This is a genomic window from Gulosibacter massiliensis (assembly GCF_900626105.1).
Taxonomy (GTDB): Bacteria; Actinomycetota; Actinomycetes; order Actinomycetales; family Microbacteriaceae; genus Gulosibacter; species Gulosibacter sediminis.
The window spans coordinates 1626666-1648441 of record NZ_UYZX01000001.1 but is presented as its reverse complement, the minus strand read 5'-3'; the positions used below and the strand labels follow the sequence as shown (position 1 = coordinate 1648441).

Annotated in this window: 22 protein-coding genes; 4 read left to right on the top strand and 18 right to left on the bottom strand. The window is 66.6% G+C overall.

Annotated features, from left to right (window positions below; translation table 11 throughout):
- The first annotated feature begins 4 nt into the window (after positions 1 to 4).
- Entirely contained in the window at positions 5 to 958 is a 954-nt protein-coding gene (gene coaA, locus EJL01_RS07915) for a type I pantothenate kinase (protein ID WP_125107020.1), read from the top strand.
- Positions 959 to 1202: 244 nt separating this feature from the next.
- Positions 1203 to 2504, top strand: coding sequence for a hypothetical protein (locus EJL01_RS07910; protein ID WP_125107019.1), 1302 nt, complete (start codon positions 1203 to 1205; stop codon positions 2502 to 2504).
- Positions 2505 to 2582: 78 nt separating this feature from the next.
- On the opposite strand, the gene glmM is transcribed toward EJL01_RS07910, so the two are convergent.
- From glmM to infA, 13 genes are all read right to left on the bottom strand, one after another.
- Entirely contained in the window at positions 2583 to 3953 is a 1371-nt protein-coding gene (gene glmM / locus EJL01_RS07905; RefSeq protein ID WP_125107018.1) for a phosphoglucosamine mutase, read from the bottom strand.
- A gap of 14 nt (positions 3954 to 3967) precedes the next feature.
- Positions 3968 to 4456 (bottom strand): 30S ribosomal protein S9, encoded by a 489-nt coding sequence (rpsI, locus tag EJL01_RS07900; protein WP_125107017.1) that lies wholly within the window; start codon positions 4454 to 4456, stop codon positions 3968 to 3970.
- A 27-nt stretch (positions 4457 to 4483) separates the two neighbouring features.
- Positions 4484 to 4927, bottom strand: coding sequence for a 50S ribosomal protein L13 (gene rplM, locus EJL01_RS07895; RefSeq protein WP_125107016.1), 444 nt, complete (start codon positions 4925 to 4927; stop codon positions 4484 to 4486).
- A 183-nt stretch (positions 4928 to 5110) separates the two neighbouring features.
- Positions 5111 to 6835, bottom strand: a complete 1725-nt coding sequence (gene poxB, locus EJL01_RS07890) for a ubiquinone-dependent pyruvate dehydrogenase (protein ID WP_125107015.1) — start codon at positions 6833 to 6835, stop codon at positions 5111 to 5113.
- Between the two features lie 137 nt (positions 6836 to 6972).
- Entirely contained in the window at positions 6973 to 7191 is a 219-nt protein-coding gene (locus tag EJL01_RS07885) for a YbdD/YjiX family protein (protein WP_125107014.1), read from the bottom strand.
- Positions 7191 to 9485: a carbon starvation CstA family protein gene (locus EJL01_RS07880; RefSeq protein ID WP_125107013.1), complete on the bottom strand. Its 2295-nt coding sequence runs from the start codon at positions 9483 to 9485 to the stop codon at positions 7191 to 7193. Before EJL01_RS07880 ends, EJL01_RS07885 begins: the two co-directional genes overlap by 1 nt.
- Before the next feature lie 103 nt (positions 9486 to 9588).
- Positions 9589 to 10479: a tRNA pseudouridine(38-40) synthase TruA gene (truA, locus tag EJL01_RS07875; protein WP_206427690.1), complete on the bottom strand. Its 891-nt coding sequence runs from the start codon at positions 10477 to 10479 to the stop codon at positions 9589 to 9591.
- A gap of 106 nt (positions 10480 to 10585) precedes the next feature.
- Positions 10586 to 11155, bottom strand: a complete 570-nt coding sequence (rplQ, locus tag EJL01_RS07870) for a 50S ribosomal protein L17 (protein WP_125107011.1) — start codon at positions 11153 to 11155, stop codon at positions 10586 to 10588.
- 44 nt (positions 11156 to 11199) lie between these two features.
- A complete protein-coding gene (locus tag EJL01_RS07865) occupies positions 11200 to 12195 on the bottom strand; it encodes a DNA-directed RNA polymerase subunit alpha (protein WP_125107010.1) in 996 nt (331 codons plus the stop codon).
- Between the two features lie 158 nt (positions 12196 to 12353).
- Positions 12354 to 12752, bottom strand: a complete 399-nt coding sequence (rpsK, locus tag EJL01_RS07860) for a 30S ribosomal protein S11 (protein WP_125107009.1) — start codon at positions 12750 to 12752, stop codon at positions 12354 to 12356.
- Positions 12753 to 12802: 50 nt separating this feature from the next.
- Positions 12803 to 13177: a 30S ribosomal protein S13 gene (gene rpsM, locus EJL01_RS07855; RefSeq protein WP_125107008.1), complete on the bottom strand. Its 375-nt coding sequence runs from the start codon at positions 13175 to 13177 to the stop codon at positions 12803 to 12805.
- Positions 13178 to 13350: 173 nt separating this feature from the next.
- Positions 13351 to 13464: a 50S ribosomal protein L36 gene (gene rpmJ / locus EJL01_RS07850; RefSeq protein WP_019619036.1), complete on the bottom strand. Its 114-nt coding sequence runs from the start codon at positions 13462 to 13464 to the stop codon at positions 13351 to 13353.
- Positions 13465 to 13544: 80 nt separating this feature from the next.
- Positions 13545 to 13766 carry a translation initiation factor IF-1 gene (gene infA, locus EJL01_RS07845; RefSeq protein ID WP_019619037.1) on the bottom strand — a complete coding sequence of 74 codons (222 nt, stop codon included), beginning with the start codon at positions 13764 to 13766 and terminating at the stop codon, positions 13545 to 13547.
- Between the two features lie 373 nt (positions 13767 to 14139).
- Here infA and EJL01_RS07840 point away from each other — a divergent pair, with 373 nt between their 5' ends.
- Positions 14140 to 15507: an HNH endonuclease signature motif containing protein gene (locus EJL01_RS07840; protein WP_125107007.1), complete on the top strand. Its 1368-nt coding sequence runs from the start codon at positions 14140 to 14142 to the stop codon at positions 15505 to 15507.
- Between the two features lie 125 nt (positions 15508 to 15632).
- On the opposite strand, the gene map is transcribed toward EJL01_RS07840, so the two are convergent.
- Entirely contained in the window at positions 15633 to 16475 is an 843-nt protein-coding gene (gene map / locus EJL01_RS07835) for a type I methionyl aminopeptidase (RefSeq protein WP_125107006.1), read from the bottom strand.
- A 133-nt stretch (positions 16476 to 16608) separates the two neighbouring features.
- Between map and EJL01_RS07830 the strand changes: the two genes are divergently transcribed.
- Complete coding sequence (locus EJL01_RS07830; protein WP_125107005.1) at positions 16609 to 18075, top strand: APC family permease; 1467 nt, start codon at positions 16609 to 16611, stop codon at positions 18073 to 18075.
- Here the strand turns inward: EJL01_RS07830 and EJL01_RS07825 are convergent.
- From EJL01_RS07825 to EJL01_RS07810, 4 genes are read right to left on the bottom strand one after another with little or no spacing between them, the layout of a single operon-like run.
- Complete coding sequence (locus tag EJL01_RS07825; RefSeq protein WP_241209138.1) at positions 18072 to 18857, bottom strand: gamma-glutamyl-gamma-aminobutyrate hydrolase family protein; 786 nt, start codon at positions 18855 to 18857, stop codon at positions 18072 to 18074. The genes EJL01_RS07830 and EJL01_RS07825 overlap by 4 nt on opposite strands.
- Complete coding sequence (locus tag EJL01_RS07820; protein WP_125107004.1) at positions 18854 to 19582, bottom strand: gamma-glutamyl-gamma-aminobutyrate hydrolase family protein; 729 nt, start codon at positions 19580 to 19582, stop codon at positions 18854 to 18856. Before EJL01_RS07820 ends, EJL01_RS07825 begins: the two co-directional genes overlap by 4 nt.
- Before the next feature lie 2 nt (positions 19583 to 19584).
- Positions 19585 to 20301, bottom strand: coding sequence for an ABC transporter substrate-binding protein (locus EJL01_RS07815; protein WP_125107003.1), 717 nt, complete (start codon positions 20299 to 20301; stop codon positions 19585 to 19587).
- A complete protein-coding gene (locus EJL01_RS07810) occupies positions 20301 to 21776 on the bottom strand; it encodes a glutamine synthetase family protein (RefSeq protein ID WP_125107002.1) in 1476 nt (491 codons plus the stop codon). Before EJL01_RS07810 ends, EJL01_RS07815 begins: the two co-directional genes overlap by 1 nt.

The window sequence follows — 21776 nt, the reverse complement described above, 5'->3', positions numbered from 1 at the left end:
CTTGATGCTCACCACCGCACGGCGCCCGGCCACCGCGAAGTGGTCGACGCCGTTCGATGAGATCGATCGCGCCGACTGGGCCGAACTCGCCCCGTCGACGCCGCTGACGATCGACGAGGACGACGTCGCGCGCCTGCGCAGCCTCGGCGACCCGATCGACATCGATGAGGTGCGCGAGGTCTATCTGCCGCTCACCCGGCTGCTGAACATCCACGTGAACAACGCGCGCCAGCTGCGCCGCGCCCAGAACTCGTTTCTCGGCGACCGCGGCGACGGCACGCCCTTCGTCATCGGCGTCGCGGGCTCGGTCGCCGTGGGCAAGTCGACGGTGGCACGACTCCTGCGAGAGCTGCTGCGGCGGTGGGAGGACACCCCTCGCGTCGAGCTCATCACGACCGACGGGTTCCTCTACCCGAACGCCGAGCTCGAGCGCCGCGGCCTGATGTCGCGCAAGGGATTCCCGGAGTCGTACGACCGCCGCGCCCTGCTGCGCTTCGTCACGCAGGTGAAGTCGGGCGCTCCCGAAGTGCGCGCGCCGTTCTACTCGCACGTTGTCTACGACATCGTGCGCGACGCCGAGATCGTTGTGAACGCCCCCGACGTGCTCATCGTCGAGGGCCTCAACGTCCTGCAGCCGTCGCGCGGCGGCGGGCTCGCGGTGAGCGACATGTTTGACTTCTCGATCTTCGTGGATGCGCGCACCTCCGACATCGAGAAGTGGTACCTCGACCGCTTTCTGCAACTGCAGCGCGGCGCATTCGCGAACCCGTCCTCGTACTTCCGCAAGTACGCTGACCTCTCCCCGACCGAGGCCGTTGCCACCGCATCCGATATCTGGAACTCGATCAACCTGCCGAACCTCGAGCAGAACGTGCTGCCGACGCGCTCACGCGCGAAGCTCATCCTGCGCAAATCTGAGAACCACGCGATCTCGAAGGTCCTCCTCCGCAAGTCCTAGCGGCGGGTGTCTGGGTGCAGTTTTCTAGGATCGCTGCGGTTACCGCCGCATCTCTCGGAGAAAACCGCAGCCAAGAGGACGTCCCCAACGCAAACTCCAAGCGGATGCGCCAGTCACGGCCCCGCACCGGGAGCGAAATATCAGCGACTCGCCATTTGATAACGATTCTTATTCGCAGATAGTCTCGTGCGGTGCCGTTTCGGCGGCATCGAATTTGCTGATCCTTTAGGAAGGACCCGCCTCTATGGCACCGATCCTGTCCCGTCAAGCGCCGCTGCTCGCCTCTGCCGCATCCCTCGCGATTGCCGCGCTCGCCCTCACGGGCTGCGCCGCCGGCTCACAGCCCGGGAGCACCACGTCAACGGAGGCCGAGCACGACCACGAAGACGGTCACGAACACGAACACGCGGCGACGGAGTCGTCGGGCCCGCAGCCCCGCCTCGCGCTGACCTACGACGGCGGCATCATGGTCGTCGACGCGAACTCGCTCGAGGTCATGGCCGATCTGCCCATCGATGGCTTCAACCGCCTCAGCCCCGGCGGTGACAACCGCAACGTGTTCGTCTCGACGACGGGCGGCTGGGCCGTGCTCGACGCCGGCACCTACACCCAGCCACACGGCGACCACACCCACTTGTACGTCTCCGAGCCCGTGCTCAGCGACGTCGTCGCGAGCGCCGAGACACCCGGTCATGTCGTACACCACGACGGCCAGACCGCACTCTTCGACGACGGCACCGGCGAGGTCACGATCTTCGCCACGGCGACGCTCGAGGAGCAGGTTGACGCCGGCAGCATCACGCCGACCGCGAGCTACGAGTCGGCCGACGCGCACCACGGCGTCGCCGTGCCGCTCGCCGACGGCCAGCTGTTCGTGACGGTGGGCAACGAGTCGGATCGCAACGGCGCCCAGGTCGTTGACCCCGACGGCAACGTCATCGCCGAATCCGACGAGTGCCCCGGCATCCATGGTGAGACCACCGTCGGCGACGACCTTGTTCTCGCCGGCTGCGAGGACGGCGTGCTGCTCTCGCACGGCGACCACTTCCACAAGATCGACGCGCCCGACGACTTCGGCCGCACCGGCAACGCGTTCGCCGCCGATGATTCGACCGTCGTGCTCGGCGACTACAAGACCGACCCCGAGGGCGGCATCGACCTGACCCAGATTGCCCTCATTGACACCGTCGACGAGTCGATCAACGTCGTCGACACCGGCAGCCACTACACCTGGCATGGCCTCGCCCGCGGCGAGGACGGCGAGGCCCTCGTCTTTGGCACCGACGGCACGCTGCGCGTCTTCGACCCCGAGTCGGGCGAACTCGTCAACGAGATCGCCGTGACCGACGAGTGGACCGTGCCTGACGAATGGCAGACCAGCCACCCGGCCATCGTGCAGGACCGCGGCTACGTCTACATCAGCGACCCGAACACCTCGACCATGTACGTGGTCGACTACCTCGGCGGGGAGGTCACCGAGACGGCCCAACTGCCCCACGAGGTCAACGAGCTGGCCCTTGCCTCGGGCCAGCTCGCAGAGGACTAATCGGCAGCGCGATCCCCCCAAAAACGGCTGCGGCCCCGACCAGATTCTGGTTGGGGCCGCGGCCGTTTGACGTGAAAATTACGCGAGCGCGAGCTCGGCTTTCACGACTTCGGCGAGCGCGTCGGCATGCAGGCGCGCGGCGTCGTCGGTCTCGGCCTCGACCATGACGCGCACGACCGGCTCGGTGCCGGATGGGCGCAACAGCACCCGGCCCGTGTTGCCGAGCGCGAGTGTCACTTTCTCGACCGCGGCCTGGACTGCCTCGTTCGAAGTGCACTCGTCCTGGCGCACGCCGCGCACGTTGACGAGCACCTGCGGGTAGACCTTCATGACCTGCTTGAGTTCGCTGAGGGGCTTGCCCTCGGATGCGACAACGCAGGCGAGCAGCAGGCCGGTGAGCACGCCGTCGCCGGTGGTCGCGTGGCGAGTGACGATGACGTGTCCCGACTGCTCGCCACCGATGGTGAGCTCGCGGCGGTTGAGCTCGGCGAGCACGTAGCGGTCGCCCACCTTCGTTTCGACGAGGGTGATGCCATGCTCGCGCATCGCGATGCGCAGGCCAAGGTTCGACATGACCGTCGCGACGAGCGTGTCGTCCTTGAGCATCCCGCGGCCCTTGAGCCACAGGGCGAGGATCGCGAGGATTTGGTCGCCGTCGATAACTTCGCCGTTCGAGTCGACCGCGAGGCAGCGGTCGGCATCGCCATCGTGCGCGACGCCGAGGTCGGCGCCGAGCGACACGACGGTCTCACGCAACTTGTCGAGGTGCGTCGAGCCGACGCCCTCGTTGATGTTGAGGCCATCGGGCTCGCCACCGATGACGGTGACGTCGGCGCCCGCGTCGGCGAACACCTCGGGCGAAACGCCCGCGGCTGCGCCGTTGGCGCCATCGATGACGATGCGCATGCCGTCGAGCGGCGGGCGGCCGTCGTCGTAGACGACCGGCAGCGACGAGAGCAGGTGCAGCGTGTAGCGATCTTCGGCATCAGCAAAACGCTCGATGCGGCCGACCCCGTCGCCAGTGGGACGAAGCTGCTCAGCGTCAAGCTGGGCCTCGATCTCGTCTTCGAGTTCGTCGGCCAGCTTCCTCCCGCCGCGGGCAAAGAACTTGATGCCGTTGTCGGGAGCAGGGTTGTGAGACGCCGAGATCATGACGCCAAAGTCGGCGTCAACGTCGGCGGTCAAAAACGCCGCTGCGGGCGTAGGGATCACGCCGGCGTCGAAGACATCGACGCCCGCGGAGGCGAGTCCGGCGGCGACTGCCGCGCTGATGAACTGGCCGGAGATACGCGGATCCCGGGCGAGAACCGCGACCGGCCGCTCGCCGCGCTCGCGCGCTTCACGCGCGAGCACGGCGGCGGCCGATTGAGCCAGGCCGACTGCGAGTTCTACGGTCAGGCGTTCGTTGGCGAGGCCACGAACACCATCCGTTCCAAAAAGTCGACCCACGTTGGCCCTTCCGATTAGCGCTTCGAGTACTGCGGAGCCTTGCGGGCCTTCTTGAGACCGGCCTTCTTGCGTTCCTTGACTCGCGGGTCGCGGGTAAGGAAGCCGGCCTTCTTCAGCTCGGGACGGTTGTGCTCTCGGTCAATCTCGTTGAGCGCACGCGCAATGCCGAGGCGAAGCGCGCCAGCCTGACCCGAAGGTCCGCCGCCGTGAATCTTTGCGATTACGTCGTAAGCACCGTTCAACGTCAGCAGGGTGAACGGATCGTTAATGAGCTGCTGGTGCAGCTTGTTGGGGAAGTACTCGTCAAGGGCGCGGCCATTGACGGTGATCTTGCCGGTACCGGGGACAACGCGCACGCGGGCAACAGCCTGCTTGCGACGGCCCACGGCCTGACCCGACACGGTGAGTGCGGGGCGCGGGGTGGTTTCGACAGCTTCCGAGGCCGGGGTCTCGGTGCTGAAGTTGGTGAGCTGCTCCGCGGTGGAGTCTTCGATGGTCGCCACTATCTCAGTCCTTCGTTCTTCGTGCCGCTACTGGGCAACCTGGTCAAAGGTGTAGGGCTTGGGCTGCTGTGCAGCGTGCGGGTGCTCAGGACCCGCGTACACCTTGAGCTTCTTGAGCTGGTCACGGCCGAGCGAGTTCTTCGGCAGCATGCCCCGGATCGCCTTTTCAACGGCGCGCTCCGGGCGCTTCTCGAGGAGCTCGGTGTAGCTCTCGGCGCGGAGGCCACCCGGGTAACCCGAGTGACGGTAGGCCTTCTTCTGCTCCAGCTTCGCACCCGTGAGCGCGACCTTGTCGGCGTTCACGACGACGACGAAGTCGCCGGTGTCGACGTGGGGAGCGAAGATGGCCTTGTGCTTACCGCGCAGGATGGCGGCAGCGTGCGAGGCGAGACGACCCAGGACGATGTCGGTTGCGTCAATGACGAACCATTCGCGGGTGATTTCACCTGCCTTGGGCGTGTAAGTACGCATAGCAATGCATCTTTCGTTCGAAGGGAATGGTCGTGAGTCCCGCTCGGTCGTCGTGTTGGCCCGCCGAATGACGGGTGAACGCGACAGTTGAGGGTCCACTTCGATGCCCGGGTAAGCGGGCAACCTGAATATGTTACTTCACGGCGTGGCAGCGGCGCAATGGTCTGCGGCGGATGCAGCGGCTTAGAAGAGCTGGCGGAAGTTCGCCCGCGCGAGATCGAGCAGTTCGTCGCCACGACCCGAGAGCACGGTGCGGATCGCGTAGAGCGAGAAGCCCTTCACCTGCTCGGCCGTGATCGCCGGGGGCATCGAGAGCTCCTGGCGCTCAACCACGACGTCGACGAGTGCCGGGCCGGGATGCGCGAGGGCCTCGGCGATGGTCGACTCGACGTCCCTTGATTCCTCGACGCGCCAGCCGCGGATGCCCACGGCCTCGGCCACCTTCGCAAAGTTCGGGTTCTCGAGATCAGTCGCGAACGTGACGAAGCCGGCCGCCTTCATCTCAAGCTCGACGAAGTTGAGTGACGAGTTGTTCAGCACGATGAGTTTCACCGGGAGCTGGTTCTGCGTCACGGTGAGCAGCTCCCCCATGAGCATCGACAGGCCTCCGTCGCCTGCGAGCGCGACGATCTGGCGGTCGGGGAACGCCGACTGGGCGCCGATCGCGTGAGGCAGCGCGTTCGCCATTGAGCCGTGGCTGAACGAGCCGATGAGACGTCGGCCGCCGCCGAGGTGCAGGTACCGGGCCGCGTAGACGACGGGCGACCCCACGTCAGGGATAAACACCGCGTCGTCGTCGGCCAGTTCGTCGAGCACGCTGGCGACGTACTGCGGATGGATGGGCCGCTTGCCGCGAGACGGCACGGCGAGTTCGTCGAGGCGCTTGCGCGTGCGCTCGTAGTGCTTCACCGAGTCGTTGAGGTGCGCCCGTTTGCGGTTGCGCTTGAGCAACGGCAGCAGGGCGCGCACGGTGTCGCCGACGTCGCCGACGAGGCCAAGGTCGAGGGGTGTGCGGCGACCGAGCTGCTCGCCGCGAATATCCACCTGCGCGACCTTCGCATCCTTCGGGTAGAACTGCTGATAGGGGAAGTCGGTGCCGAGCATCAGCAGCACGTCGGAATTTTCCATGGCGCGGTAGCCCGAGTTGAAGCCGAGCAGTCCGGTCATGCCGACGTCGAACGGGTTGTCGTGCTCGATGTGCTCCTTGCCGCGCAGCGCGTGCACGATCGGCGCGCCGAGCACGTCGGCGAGTTCGACGACGTCATCGTGTGCGCCCGCGACGCCGGCACCGGCAAGGATGGTGGGGCTCGACGCACCCGCAAGCAGCTTGGCGAGCTCCTGCAGCTCGGCCTCGGACGGCAGCACGCGCGGCTGTGCGGCCCGCACGACGTGTTCACCCTCGTGGCTGGCTTGCTGCAGCGCGACGTCACCGGGCAGCACGACGACGGCGACGCCGCGCCGCTCGATGGCCGCGCGCATCGCGATCTCGAGCACGCGGGGCATCTGTTCGGCAGACGAGACGAGCTCGGTGTAGACACTGCACTCGCGAAAGAGCTCCTGCGGATGCGTCTCTTGGAAGTAGTTCGAGCCGATTTCCTCGCTCGGGATGTGCGCTGCAATCGCGAGCACGGGCACGCGCGAGCGCTGTGCGTCGAAGAGCCCGTTGATGAGGTGCAGGTTGCCCGGGCCACAGCTGCCGGCACAGACCGCCAGCTCGCCGGTGAGCTCGGCATCGGCCGCAGCCGCGAACGCCGCCGCCTCCTCGTGGCGCACGTGCACCCACTCGACCTGCTCGTCTTTGCGAATCGCATCGGTGAAGCCGTTGAGCGAGTCGCCCGGCACCCCATACACGCGGCGCACGCCGTTCACTCGAAGGTTGTCGACCAGATTCTGCGCCACTGTGACCATGGACTGCTCCTTGCCTCGCGTTTAGTACGGCCAGTCTTGCACTTGCGTACGAGAAGTTCTCGAACGCGGCACGGGCAACGGCGACCCCGATCCATATCGAATCTGGGCCGCCGCCGGACTTTCACTGCCGCGAGTCGCTAGCAGCAGCGCGCCGAAGGGTTCGCATCCTCGTCGCGCGCCTTCTGCCGCCAGAACTCACGCTCGGTCATCGGCGTGGCGTCGGGGTGCTCCCGGCGCAGGTGATTCACGTACCGCTCGTACGCGTGCCCGCCCATCATGCCGTTGAGGTACCAGCTCGCGGTCGCGAACCAGGCCCTGATGTGCCCTGGCTTGTTCGAGTGCGTGGGCGCGGTCATTATTCGAGCGTCCGATCGCGCTTGTCCTCGGGCAGCTGCGCCCACTTCTCCATGAGCTCCTTCTCGGGTTGGGTCGCCGAGATACCCGCCGGAGCGAAGGTCAGCGATGGCACCGGCTTCGGCTCCGACGTCGGCAGACCATCGTGCTTCCACGCCTGGATGATCTTCACGAAGGCCGCGCCAACAACGACGAGCGTGAGGATCGCGAACAGTACCGAGAGCGAGCCCTGCACCGCGGTGTTGCGCACGGTGGCCTCGAGCTTCGTAACGTCGGCGTTCGGATCGGCCGCGAGCGCCGTGTCGATGTCGGCGCGGGTGGCGAAGTGGTTGGCCCAGTAACCGACGTTGCGCACCGGCGAGAAAATCTTGTGCCAGGAGCCGACCATCGTGACGACAAGGTCGAACACGAGTGGAACGCCGGGAATCCAGAGGTACTTGAACATCCGGCGTCCGCGCTTCGCGAGGATCGCCGTGACGACCGCGAGCGCGACCGCCGCGAGCAACTGGTTCGCGATACCAAACAACGGGAAGAACGTGTTGATGCCGCCGAGTGGATCGGTGACGCCGAGCAGCAGGATGTAGCCCCAGCCCGCGACCATGAGGGCGGTCGTCAACCACACGCCGAGCCGCCAGTTGTTGTCTTTGATGCGCGGCCAGAAGTTGCCGAGCGCCTCCTGCAGCTGGAAGCGTGCCACGCGGGTACCAGCGTCCACCGCGGTGAGGATGAACAGCGCCTCAAACATGATCGCGAAGTGGTACCAGAAGCCCATGAGGCCCGGCGTGATGTTGTGCATGATGTGCGCGATACCCATGGCGAGCGTTGGCGCACCACCCGTGCGGGAGACGATCGACTCCTCCCCCACCTCATCGGCCATCTGCTGCAGGAACGAACCGTCAACGTGCACGCCGTTGAGGCCGAGCGAGTTCACGAACATCGCCGCGCCCTCGACCGTGCCGCCCGTGGCCGCGACGGACGCGTTCATGGCGAAGTAGAGGCCACGGTCGATCGACACGGCGGCGACGAGCGCCATAATCGCGACGAACGACTCCATGAGCATGCCGCCGTAACCGATGAACTTTGTCTGGCGCTCCTTGTGCACCATCTTTGGAGTCGTGCCCGACGAGATGAGCGCGTGGAAGCCCGAGAGCGCGCCACACGCGATGGTGACGAAGAGGAACGGGAACAGCGCGCCGCTGAACACGGGGCCGTCTGACCGGCTCGCAAACTCGCTGAACGCGGGCGCCGTGATCTCGGGGCGCACGATGACGATCGCCACCGCGAGCACAACGATGACGCCGATCTTCATGAACGTCGACAGGTAGTCGCGGGGCGTGAGCAGCAGCCACACCGGCAGCACGGCCGCGACGAAGCCGTAGATGATGATCGCCCACGCGATGGTCGTGTGGTCGAGCAGGAAGAACGACGAGCCCCACTCGGTCGCGGCGATCTGGCCGCCGCCGATGATCGCGGCCATCAGCAAGATGAAGCCGATCACCGAGACCTCGAGGATCTTGCCAGGGCGCAGATACCGCAGGTAGATGCCCATGAACAACGCGATCGGAATTGTCATGCCGACCGAGAAGACACCCCAGGGGCTCTCGCCGAGCGAGTTCACGACGACGAGCGCGAGGATCGCCACGATGATGATCATGATCGTGAGGGTCGCGAGAATTGCGGCGATGCCGCCGACGCGCCCGAGGTCATCCCGCGCCATCTGGCCGAGCGAGCGGCCGCGGCGACGCGTCGAGATGAAGAGCACGAGGTAGTCCTGTACCGCGCCCGCGAGCACGACGCCGACGATGATCCAGATCGTGCCGGGCAAGTAGCCCATCTGCGCGGCGAGCACGGGGCCGACGAGCGGGCCGGCGCCGGCGATCGCGGCGAAGTGGTGGCCGAACAGCACGCGGCGGTCGGTCGCGACGAAGTCCTTGCCGTTCGCCATGTACTCGGCCGGGGTGGCGCGGTGGTCGTTCGGGCGCAGCAGGTGCTTCTCGATGTAGTTCGCGTAGAAGCGGTAGGCGATGAGGTAGGTGCACACCGCGGCGAACACGAACCAGATGCCGTTGACCGATTCGCCGCGCACGAACGCGAGCATGGTCCAGGCCACGCCACCGAGCAGCGCAATGGCCACCCACGTGATGATCTTGCCGGGCGTCCACTTCCGCGCTCGGTCGAGCGCCTTGGCGTCGGCGCCGGCGACCGGGTACCCCTCGGGGGTGTTGAGCTGGGACTCATCCCATTCGACGGGCGGATTCGCGGCGTCGTCGGCGCGCGATTCGTCGATCTTGGTCATTCTTTCTCGCTCTCACTGGTTCAGCTCTGCGTTGAGTTGACGCGCGCCGTGCGGGTGCGGCGCGTGGCTAAGCATAGTGGCTTTCAGCAAATTGGCGAGATTCTTACAGCTTGGAGGCCTCGCGACGTGGTAGCTCAACGACATTGTCTGGCCGCTTCGCGCGGGTTGCGAGCTGGCGGGATGCGAGGTCGGCGTCGTCGGGGTAGCCCACCTCGGTGAGGGTGAGGCCCTTCGCCGCAAGCACCGTGAACGCGTTCGAGCGGCTGCGCACCTCGAGCAGCTCGGGCACGCGCGCGAGCGGCAGCCTGCCCTGCCCGACCGCGGCGCACATCCCCACGAGCGAGCGCACCATCGAGTGGCAGAACGCGTCGGCGCGCACGTGCGCGCGAAAGACGCCCCGTTCGAGTTCCTCCCAGCGGAACTCCTGCAGGGTGCGAATCGTCGTCGCGCCCTCGCGCGGCTTGCAGAAGCCCGCGAAGTCGTGCAGCCCGACGAGCACCTCGGCGGATGCGTTCATCGCGTCGAGGTCGAGGGCTCGGCGCACGACGGTGGTGCGGTGGCGCTCGAGCGGGTTCGCGACCGAGGTTGAGTCGGCGAGGCGATATTCGTAGCTACGCCAGAGCGCCGAGAAGCGGGCGTCGAACTCCGGGCCGACCTCGCGCGCGCCGGTGATGACGACGTCCGAGTCGGCTCCGAGAATGCCCGCGCAGCGGCGCACCAGCGCGGCCTCGGGGTCGTCGTCGCCGCGCCCGCGCACGGTCGACGCCCACACCTCGTCGTCGAGGTCGAGGTGCGCGACCTGGCCGGTGGCATGCACCCCAGCATCCGTTCGGCCAGCGACCGTGAGCAGCGGGCCGATCTCGGGCAGCGCGCGGTAGAGGATGCGCAGCGCATCCTCGAGCGTGCCCTGCACCGTGCGAAGCTCGGGCTGCGCGGCCCAGCCGCTGAAGGCCGTGCCGTCGTAGGCGATGTCGAGGCGCACGCGGACATTCATGGCGACCATCTTGCCGTATCCGCGGGCCCGCCGGGGCGAGGCGCTCGCGAGGAAACGAGGACGGCCCCCGCCTGATGGCGGGGGCCGTCCTACTGGTGCGAGGAGACTACTTGGTCTCTTCCTCGGCAGCGTCGTCGGCAGCAACCTCGTCGGTCGCCTCGGCGGCGGCCTCGTCGGGCTCGACCTCGGCGGCAGCCTCGGCTGCCTCGGTCTCGACGGCGGCCTCGGCCTCAACGTCCTCGGTCACCACGTCGTCCTCGACAACCGGCGCCTCAGCGACGGGGGTCTCGGCAGCGGTGTTCTTCACCTTCGGCGTGACGGGCTCGAGTACGAGCTCAATCACGGCCATCGGCGCGTTGTCACCCTTGCGGTAACCGGTCTTGATGACGCGGGTGTAGCCGCCCGGGCGCTCCGCGACGAGCGGCGCGATCTCGGTGAAGAGCTCGTGCACGACACCGCGGTCGGTGATCGTCTCAAGCACCTTGCGGCGGTTGTGCAGGTCGCCACGCTTGGCCTGCGTGATGAGGCGCTCGGCGACGGGCTGGAGGCGCTTCGCGCGGGTCTCGGTGGTCTGGATGCGCTTGTGCGTGAACAGCTGCGCGGCCATCTGGCCAAGAATCATGCGCTCGTGGGTGGGGCCGGCGCCGATGCGAGGACCCTTTGTAGGCTTAGGCATTCTCGTGATCTCTTTCTGAAACTAGGTATCCGCGTCTGCGCGGTTTAGATGTACTCGCCGCTGTCTTCGCCAGCACCGTAGAAGTGGGTGCCTTCGAAACCGGGCACCGAATCCTTGAGGCTCAGGCCCATGCTCGACAGCTTGTCGCGCACCTCATCTACCGACTTCTGACCGAAGTTGCGGATGTTCATCAGCTGCGTCTCGCTCAGCGCAACGAGCTGCGACACCGTGGTGATGCCCTCGCGCATGAGGCAGTTGTACGAACGAACCGACAGGTCGAGGTCGTTAATGCTCATCGACAGTTCTTCGTTGATGACCTGGTCAACCGGCGCGGGGCCGATCTCGATACCTTCAGCCTCAACGTTGAGCTCGCGTGCAAGCCCGAACAGCTCAACCAGCGTACCGCCAGCCGACGCAACCGCGTCGCGCGGCGACATCGACTGCTTGGTCTCGACGTCGACCACGAGGCGGTCGAAGTCGGTGCGCTCACCCGCACGGGTGGCCTCGACGCGGTAGGTGACCTTGAGCACCGGCGAGTAGATCGAGTCGACCGGAATCTGGCCGGCCTCGGAGTACTCGTTACGGTTCTGCTGGGCCGAAACATAGCCGCGGCCACGCTCGACCGTCAGCTCAAGCTCGAACTTCGCGTCGTCGTTCAGCGTCGCGATGACGAGGTTCGGGTTGTGAATCTCCACACCGGCGGGGGCGGAGATGTCAGCGGCAGTCACTTCACCGGCGCCGGTCTTGCGCAGGTACGCGGTGATCGGCTCGTCGTGCTCGCTCGAAACAACGAGCTGCTTGATGTTGAGGATGATTTCGGTGACATCCTCTTTCACGCCCGAAATGGTCGTGAACTCGTGCTGCACGTTGTCGAGACGAATGCTCGTAACGGCCGCGCCGGGGATCGAGCTGAGCAGGGTGCGACGCAGCGAGTTGCCGAGCGTGTAGCCGAAGCCAGGCTCGAGCGGCTCGATGACGAAGCGCGAACGGTACTCGGAGACGTGCTCCTCGGTGAGGGTGGGGCGCTGTGCAATGAGCACTGTGTGGTTCCTTTCGGCAAAGCGTCCGCTATATGACGCTTGGCGTGTGCGTGAGGGGCGATCTCACGTGAGGTAGGTAGTGGTGCGAAAGACAGGCGGTCCGGCGGGTGCCGGAAAGTCGCCCAACCCTCGAGGTGAGGGCCGGGCGACTGGGTGCGTTAGACGCGACGACGCTTCGGCGGACGAGCACCGTTGTGCGCCTGCGGGGTGACGTCGGTGATCGAACCGACCTCGAGGCCCGCGGCCTGCAGCGAACGGATGGCGGTCTCGCGACCCGAACCGGGGCCCTTCACGAAGACGTCAACCTTCTTCATGCCGTGCTCCTGCGCCTGGCGAGCAGCCGACTCCGCGGCGAGCTGCGCGGCGAACGGGGTCGACTTACGCGAACCCTTGTAGCCAACAGCGCCCGACGAGGCCCAGCTGATCACAGCACCGGTGGTGTCAGTGATCGAAACGATCGTGTTGTTGAACGTCGACTTGATGTGCGCCTGGCCGACGGCGACGTTCTTGTTGCTCTTGCGGCGCGGCTTGCGCGCGGCGGTCTTGGGGGTAGCCAATTCTTCTCTCCTACGAAATTCGGTTCACTCACATCCGCAATGCGGATGGGTTACTTCGCCTTCTTCTTACCGGCGACGGTGCGCTTCGGGCCCTTACGCGAACGCGCGTTGGTCTTGGTGCGCTGACCGTGCACGGGAAGACCGCGACGGTGGCGGATGCCCTGGTAGCTACCGATTTCGACCTTGCGGCGGATGTCGGCTGCGACCTCACGGCGAAGGTCACCTTCAACCTGGTAGGTGCCTTCGATGTGGTCGCGGAGGGCAACGAGCTGCTCGTCGCTGAGGTCCTTGACTCGGGTGTTGCCGTCGACGCCGGTAGCCTCGATCGCCTCGAGGGCGCGGGTGCGGCCGATGCCGTAAATGTAGGTGAGTGCAACCTCGACGCGCTTTTCGCGCGGGAGGTCAACGCCTGCTAGACGTGCCATTGGAGTGTGCTCCTAGATGGTGAGAGGTGTGGTGCAGCAGTTGGGCCCCGGCCTCGTGCCCGGAGGTGTCCCCGACCTTGGTGCGATCGGCTCTTACCGCTGCGATTGCAATATTGAGTTGTGCGCCGCCGAGGCGGCAGATGCGCGTCGGGCGCGGGGCCCGCCAACCGCAACTAGCCCTGGCGCTGCTTGTGACGCGGGTTGTCGCAGATGACCATGACGCGGCCGTGACGACGGATCACGCGGCACTTGTCGCACATCTTCTTAACCGAAGGCTTGACCTTCATGAGTGTTCTTCTTTCTTCGCTGGCCTCGTGCTGACGCGGGTGCGCCAGCCGTTCCTTATCCGGCCGAAACGAACTGCAAGCTACTTGTAGCGGTAGACGATTCGGCCACGCGTGAGGTCGTAGGGGCTGAGCTCTACGATCACTCGGTCTTCGGGAAGGATGCGGATGTAGTGCTGCCGCATCTTGCCGGAGATGTGTGCGAGGACCTTGTGTCCATTGGAAAGTTCGACACGGAACATTGCGTTCGGCAATGCTTCGATGACCGTGCCCTCGATCTCGATGACGCCGTCTTTTTTGGCCATAGCCTCACTGTCGCTTGCTGTAGTTCGCCGCATGCCGGTCATGCGGAAATCGACTTCTCGCAGACATGCCAAAGCAGGCACGACAAGCCGACTTTCAACTATAGGCTGGCGCGCTCGCGAAATGCAAGGGGGAGTTCCGTTCAGATCCCACGGAACTCAGACAGCCCGAGCCTAACAGCCTTGCGTGCAGAACACACTCATCGCTGGCGGTGGGTTTCGGGCGCGCGCCCTTGGGCATGTCGGAGGGTCGTGGTGTTCTTGGTGCAGGTGGACGAGCTGCCGTCGGCGGCGCGGAGGAAATGTCGGAGGCTCATGGTCCACTCCTAGTACCGGTAACGCGACCCAGCAAAAGCGATAGAGGAGGCGAGGCACAATGACCAACACGGAACCCGAGTTCGACGATGACCACGCCGACGAGTCGCTGCGCCTCGCGCTCGAGCAGTTCCACGCCGACCTGCGCGCGCGTGCCGCGGTCGATGCCTCCGACTTCCGCACCTACGCCACCATCTACAACACTGCCGAGACCTATACCGCGCGCGATTGCGGGCCGGCAGTTTCGGCCACGAAGCGCGCCGAGACGTTCCAGTGGCATCTGCGCTCGGTCGCGGGCGAGTTCGCGTGCGACTCGCAGCTCACCGACAACGCGCTGATGAACCGCGCGCGCAACGCGCACAACCTGTTCACGAAGTTCCCGTACTGGCACGACGCGCTCGCCGAGGCGTCGGTGCAGGCGGGGCACGTGGGCGCGATGCTGCGGTACCACTCCCCTGTTCCGGCGCACCACTACGACGCCTACGGCAACGGCGTGCTTCGGTACGCCAAGGCCCACACGGTGCCTCAGACCGAGACCTACGCCAAGAAGCTCGCGGCGAAGCTCGCGAGCGAGGAGTTCGAGGAGGCCCACAAGCAGGCATTCGAACAGCGCCGCGTCATCGTCAACCACGACGACTTTGGCATGGCCTACCTCACTGCCTTTATCCCGTCTGTCATCGCGGCCGCCATCGACGAGCGTCTGTCGCGCGACGCCGAGGCGATGATCGACGCGGCCAAGCAGGAGGGTAAGGACCGTCGGGACGAGCCCGAGTTCGAGGCCGATCTGCGCACGCGCGACCAGCACCGCGCCGATGCCCTCTCCGACACCCTGCTCACGGCAACAGCACAGACGATCCTCGAGGGCCCTGCCGAGGGCGCCGCCCGCGTCAAGGCCACGGTCAGCATCGTCACGCCGGTGCTCGCACTACGTGACCCAAAGTTCGCCGAGGACTTCGCTCAGGCGGGTGGCTCCGACACCAGCGCCGGGGTGGCGATGCTCAACGGCATCCAGCCCATGAGCGCCGACGAGGCCCGGCAGTGGGCGGCCGACGGCGAGCTCGAGCGCATCCTCACGCACCCCATCACAGGGCACGTGATCACCGCCGACACCTACGCGCCGACCGCCTCGCTGCGCCGGTATCTCCGGGCCCGCGACGTCGTCTGCCGCTTCCCAGGTTGTCGCCGACCGGCGCACCGCAGCGAGCTCGACCACACGGTCGCGTGGCAGAACGGCGGCAAGACGCACCCGGGCAATCTCGGGCATCTCTGCCGGGCGCACCACACACAGAAGCACGTGCAGCCTTGGCAGGTTGTCAACCTCGGCGGCGGAGAACTGGCCTGGATCACACCCGTGGGGCGCACCATTCACGTTTCACCCGAACCGCCGGGGCCCCGCTTTGTCGAGGTGCACGATCCGCCACCCTTCTGAGGGTGCGGTCTGCCGACGAACGGGCCAACGCACCCCAGCACCCCAGCGCATCCACAGAGCCCATCAGGGTCACACCGCTCGTCACATCGAGAGCGGTACTCGGGATGCGCTGGGGCGCTTTTGCGCTACGGCACAGGAACGGGAACGACCCCAAGCGGCGCCAGACCCGCAGCCCCACCGTCGGCGGCGGTGGAGACCCAGATACCTTCTTTATGGCGAAGCACGGTGTGCTCCCAGTGGGCGCTCGGAGTGCCGTCGATGGCGCGCACGGCCCAGTGGTCGGGGTCGGTGCGCACGTCGGGGATGCCGGCGGTAAGCATGGGCTCGATGCAGATCGCGAGACCGGCCTTGACGACGGGTCCGCGGCGGCGCACGCGGTAGTTGAAGACCGTCGGCTCCTCGTGCATGTCGCGGCCGATGCCGTGGCCGGTGTAGCCCTCAAGGTTGCCGAGCGGGCCCTCGTCGAGGTGCATATCAATCTCGTCCTCGATGGCGCCGCCGACGTCGTTGAGGTGGCGAGCAGACGCGACCGCGGCGATGCCGGCCCACATGGCGGCCTGCGCCGCGGCGCTCGTGCGGTGCGCATCCAGCAGCCACTGCTCGGCGTTCTCGCGCTGCGGCTCACCCTGCACGATGAACGTGCGGGCCGAGTCGCCGTTCCAGCCGTTGAGCTGGGCGCCGCAGTCGATCGACACGATGTCGCCGGGTTGCAGCGGCGTCTCGTTTGGGATCCCGTGCACGACCACGTCGTTCACCGACGCGCAGACGGTGTGGGCGTAATCCTCTACGAGTTGGAAGTTCGACTCGCCACCGCCGTCGAGAATCACGCGCTCGGCGATGGCGTCGAGTTCAAGGGTCGAAATGCCGGGCCGGATGGCCGCCTCGACCGCATCCAGCGCCTGCGAGGTGAGCAGGCCGGCGGGCACCATGAGGCGTAGCTCCTCGGGGGATTTGTAGATCGACCGCATGGCACCGAGCCTACTCGGCACACCGCGTATCACGGGCGAGTAAAGAGGTATCGCTCAAGCTGTACGTTCCGTGCTAACTTGCTGGAAACTTCACGACGGCATCCGCGCCATACAACGACGGTAGGAACCACGCATGTCCGCCAGCCCAACAACGCTCGAAGATCGCGACCCACCGGAACCAACAGGGCTGAAGCGCACGCTCGGGGTCTGGAGCACCCTCACTCTCGGCGTCGGCGCCATGGTCGGCTTCGGCTGGGTGACGCTCGTCGGAGGATGGATCGAAAGCGCCGGCTCGCTCGGCGCCACCCTCGCGTTCGTCGTCGGTGGCTTCATGATGGCGATCGTGTCGCTGGTCTACGCCGAGCTCGTCGCCGCGATGCCGAAGGCGGGCGGCGAGCACAACTACATCATCCGTGCGATGGGCCCGCGCTGGTCCTTCATCGGTTCGTGGGCGATCACGGGTGGCTATGCCACGGTGGTCGCATTCGAGGCGGTCGCGCTCCCCCGAGCCATCGACTATGTCGTCGACCTCGAGCAGATCCACCTTTGGACGGTCAGCGGCTCCGAGGTCTTCCTCGTCTGGGCCCTCGTCGGCTCGGTCGTCGCGGTGCTCATCACGATCATCAACATCCTCGGCGTCAAGGTCGCGGGTGGCGTGCAGATGTTCGTCGTCATCTTCCTCTTCGCCATCGGCGCGCTGCAGATCTTCGGCTCGGTCACGGGCGGCTCTGGCGCAAACTTCGAGCCCTTCTTCACGGGCGGCTCCGCGGGCTTCTTCGCGGTGCTCATCGTCGTGCCGTTCCTCTTCGTTGGCTTCGATGTGATCCCCCAGGCCGCCGAAGAGGTGGACATCCCGCCGCGCAAGGTGGGCAACATCTCGTTCATCTCGGTGCTCATCGCCGCGGCCTGGTACATCATGATCGTGCTCACGGTCTCGTCGGCGCTCACGCACGAGCAGATGGCGGGCTCGAGCCTGCCGGCGGCGGATGCGATGGGCGCGCTGTTCGGCAACCAGTTCTTCGCGAACCTCATGGTCGCGGCAGGCGTCGCCGGCATCATCACGTCGTGGAACTCGCTGCAGCTCGGTGCCTCGCGCCTCATGTTCTCGCTCGCCCGCGGCGGCATGCTGCCCGCGTGGCTCGGCAAGCTGCACCCGAAGTACGGCACGCCCGCGAACGCGCTCATTGTGCTCGGCGCCATCGCGACGATCGCCCCGTTCTTCGGCGCCTCCGCACTCGGCTGGATCGTCGACGCGGGTTCCCCGATGATCGTCACCGCCTACCTGCTCGTGTCGATCTCGTTCGTGATCCTCCGCGTGCGCGAGCCACGCATGGAGCGCCCGCTGCGCATCGGCGGCATAGGCAAGTTCGGCGTCGTCATCGGCGGCCTCTCGATCGCGATCACCGCGTTCCTCTGCTCGCTCTACCTGCCCGGCATGCCCGCCGGCATCGGCATCGAGTCGTGGCTCATCTTCGGCGTCTGGTGGATCGTCGGCGCCGTGTTCTTCGTGGCGATCCCGGGCGGCGTGAAGCCGGGCCCGGACGCCGAACAGGAGCTCTACGAAAAGGTGCTGCAGAAGTTCCCGAACCGGCGCGGCTAGCGAGCCCCGGCTCGCGCCCGCACCTGTCGCACGAACTCCCCGAAGAGCACGCGCCGATCGTCAAGATTCGCCGCGAGCTCTTCGGGATGCCACTGCACCCCGAGAATCCAGGTGTTGCCGACGCGCTCGGTCGCCTCGGTGATGCCGTCGCCGGCACGCGCCGCGACGCGCAGCCCCTCGCCGACCCGGTCGACGGCCTGGTGATGCCCGTTGCGCACCGTCAGGCTCGACGATCCATACAGCTCACGAAGGCGACTGCCCTCGACGAGCTCGACCACCTCATCCACGAAGAGCGGGTCGCCCGGCGCACCCTTGTGCAGCTCGAACGGATCGAGATCGGGCACGAGCGAACCCCCGCACGCGACGTTGAGCAACTGCGAGCCACGGCACAGGTGCAGCATGATCGCGTCGTCGGCGATGCCGGCACGAATGAGCTCGAGCTCGCGGTCGTCGGCGCGACGATCCTTGCCGTACTCGTTCGGCACGGGGTCGGTGTGCCCGTACAGCGTCGCGTCGACGTCGCCACCGCCGAGCACGAGGATGCCGTCGGCGCCGCGAATCGCCTCGGCATCGGGCGGCGTCTCGTCGGCCACGTCGTGCAGGCTCGCGCGGGCGCCGGCATCATGCAGCGCGGCCACGGCGACCTGAATCAGATCGCGATTCAACCCGCGCGAGAACGACGACTGCCCCGGCGTATTCAGCTGCACGACGACTGCGATCTCGACGTCGGCATCGGGATGCGCCGAGGTCGTCACCGCCTCGTCCCACGTCAGCGGCGTCACGCCGCGTTCTGTTCGCTCGAGCGTGCGCGGGCCTGGGCCACGACCCAGTCGAACAGCGCCTGATCGCTCGCGACCGAGTCGCTGCGATCCTCGGGATGCCACTGCACCGCAACGATGTTCAGCTCCGGGTCCTCGAGTGCCTCGACAGCGCCGTCGGCGGCCCGCGCCGTGACGCGCATGCCCTCGCCAACGCGCCCAACGGCTTGATGGTGATAACTCGACACCGAGACGACGCCCGCGGCCGCCTCCCCCAGCGCCCCCGCGAGCGCGCTGCCCGGCGCAACCTCGACGTCGTGAATGGTGTCGACATGTTCCTGCGGCTGCTGCGGCCAGTGCTGCACAAGGTCGCCCCCGCGCTCGACGTTCCACAGCTGCATCCCGCGACAGATCAGCAGGGCGGGGATGCCGTGCTCGGCCGCCGCCGCGATGGCCGCCGCGTCGGCGTCATCCTGCCCGTCGTACGAGCACCCGGCGTAGCTTGCCTCGGCGAGCTGACCGTAGCGGAACGGGTCAATGTCGGGCCCGCCCGGCAGCACGAGCCCGTCGACGAGGCCCCAGAACCGAGAGTCGGGGTTCGCCCAGTCGACGAGCGGGCTCAGGACGACCGGGTCGCCGCCCGCGCGCTGGATCGCGCGCAGGACGGCGTTAGCGGCCACCGAGGCATCAAAGCGCAGGCCCTGAATCTTGGCCGAGCTCAGCCCCGGCACGCCGATGATCGGTCGCAAGGCTAGGCGCCCTCCCCGCGCAGGGTCTCACCCGGGAAAGGCAGGTGCGGCATCCATTTGACCCAGACTGCTTCGAGCCGGCCGTCATCGAGCACGCGGCCGATCTCGCCGTTGAGTTCCTCGAGCAGCTCCGTGTTGCCCTTGCGCACCCCGACGCCCCACTTGTTGCGGGTCTGCGCGGTGAACGCGAGGTCGAACTCGGGCTCGTCGCCGAGCGGCACCGTCACCACGTCGTCGTCGATCATCGCGTCGACGAAGCCGCTGCGCACCGCCTCGAGCATGTCGGCGAAGACGTCATCGCTCGCGCCAAACGGCACGAGCTCGGCCTCGGGGAACGTCTCAGCGAGCTTCATGTTCGTCGAGCCGGCGATTGCACCCACGCGGTAGCCGCGCATATCCTCGGGAGCCCGCGCCGGGTCGCCGGCACGCACGAGCACCGACTCGTTGAACACGGTGTAGGGGCGGGTGAAGTCGACGAGCTCCTGACGCGAAGGGATGATGCCCTGGCCGCACCAGACGGCGTCGGCGCGGCCATCCTGCACCGCGGGAATCATGTCGTCCCAGGGCAGAATGACCCACTCGACCTCGGCGCCGAGCTCGCCGGCGACCAGCACCGCGACATCCGGTTCGAAGCCCGGGCGGGTCTTGCCGCCGTCGGTCGAAAGGTCAAAGAGCGGCGGTGCCGCCGAATCGATACATGCAAGTTTGATGGTGCGCATTACGGAATCGCCTGCCAATACTGATTGAATTCCCACTCGGTCACGGCCCCGCAGTAGCGGGCCCATTCGTCCGACTTCATCTCCAAATAGATGCGACGAAGATCCTCAGGCAGGTTCGCCTGAATCCAGTCGGACGACTTGAATGCCTCGATCGCCTCACCGAGCGTCATCGGCAGCTCGGCGCCGCCCGAGCCAGCGGCGGGCGGTTCGATCTCGTTGCCGATGCCGTCGGCCATTGCCGACACGAGCAGTGAGTGCGAGAGGTAGGGGTTGACGGAGGCGTCGGGCACGCGCACCTCGGCGCGTCCGTTCGCCGAGATGCGCACCATCGAGGCGCGGTCGTCGAGGCCCCAGTCGGCGCTGGCGGGCGCGAACTGGCCCGGGTCCCAGAACCGCTTGTACGAGTTGACGGTGCTCGCCATAACGAGCATCATCGACGGCGCGTGTTTGAGCACGCCGCCGATGGCCCAGCGCCCCAGTTGCGACATGTGCAGCTCGGTGACGCCCGGAGTGACGAAGGTGTTCGTGCCTTCGTCGTCCCAGAGCGACAGGTTATGGTGGCAGCCGTTGCCCATCGAGCCGAGGTATGGCTTCGGCATGAACGACGCCTGCACCCCGAACTCACGCGCGACCTGCGAGCAAATCTGGCGGTAGGTGACGAGCCGATCAGCCGTGCGCTCAATGTCGTCAAACATCCAGTTGAGCTCGATCTGGCCCTTGTCCTCGTAGTCGCCCTCGATCATGTCGAAGTCGAGCGCGGTCGCGTATTCCTCGAGCCGCTTATAGATAGGACGCATGACCTCGAGGTTCTCGACCTGGTAGGCGGGGCTGTGCCCTGGGATGAGCGTGGGCTCGATCGAGTCGCCGGTCCAGGTCATCTCGGGCTCAGTCCCCGACTTCATCGTGAGGCTGAAGACATCCTTGAGCAGCTGGTGCGTGCGCTGCATGTTCGCGCGCGAGTCGATCGCGAGCGGGCGGCCGCCGACGCCGGGGAGATGCTCGGGCTCGTAGGCCGCGCAGAAGATCCGGCCGATCTCGCCGTCCCACGGCAACTGCTGGAACGACTCGGGCTCGGGTAGACCGACGAATTCCTTCGCCTCGATGCCGCCGCCGATGAGGTTGCCGAAGATGTCCGACTGGAGATCGCTCAGCGCCGTGCGGTGAAAAGCGATGCCCTTTTCGAGGTTGCGCACGATGTGCTTCGCCGGCACCATCTTCGCGACGGTGCGCGCGCCGAGCGTCGGCAGCATGTAATAGAGGTACTTCACGCCCGAGCGCTCGATCTTCTCGACGATCTCGGCGACGGTGTCGTCCTCGAGGTTCTGCTCCTGGTGGTGCCCAAACGCGCCGTTGTCGTTGAGCGCCGCCTCGACGCTCTCGCGATAGAAGTCGCCGAGGTTGCGCCCGAGCTCGACCGCCGCGGTCTGGAGTTTCTCGACGTGCGGCTCAACCGTCGTCGTGCTGTGGTTGGTCAT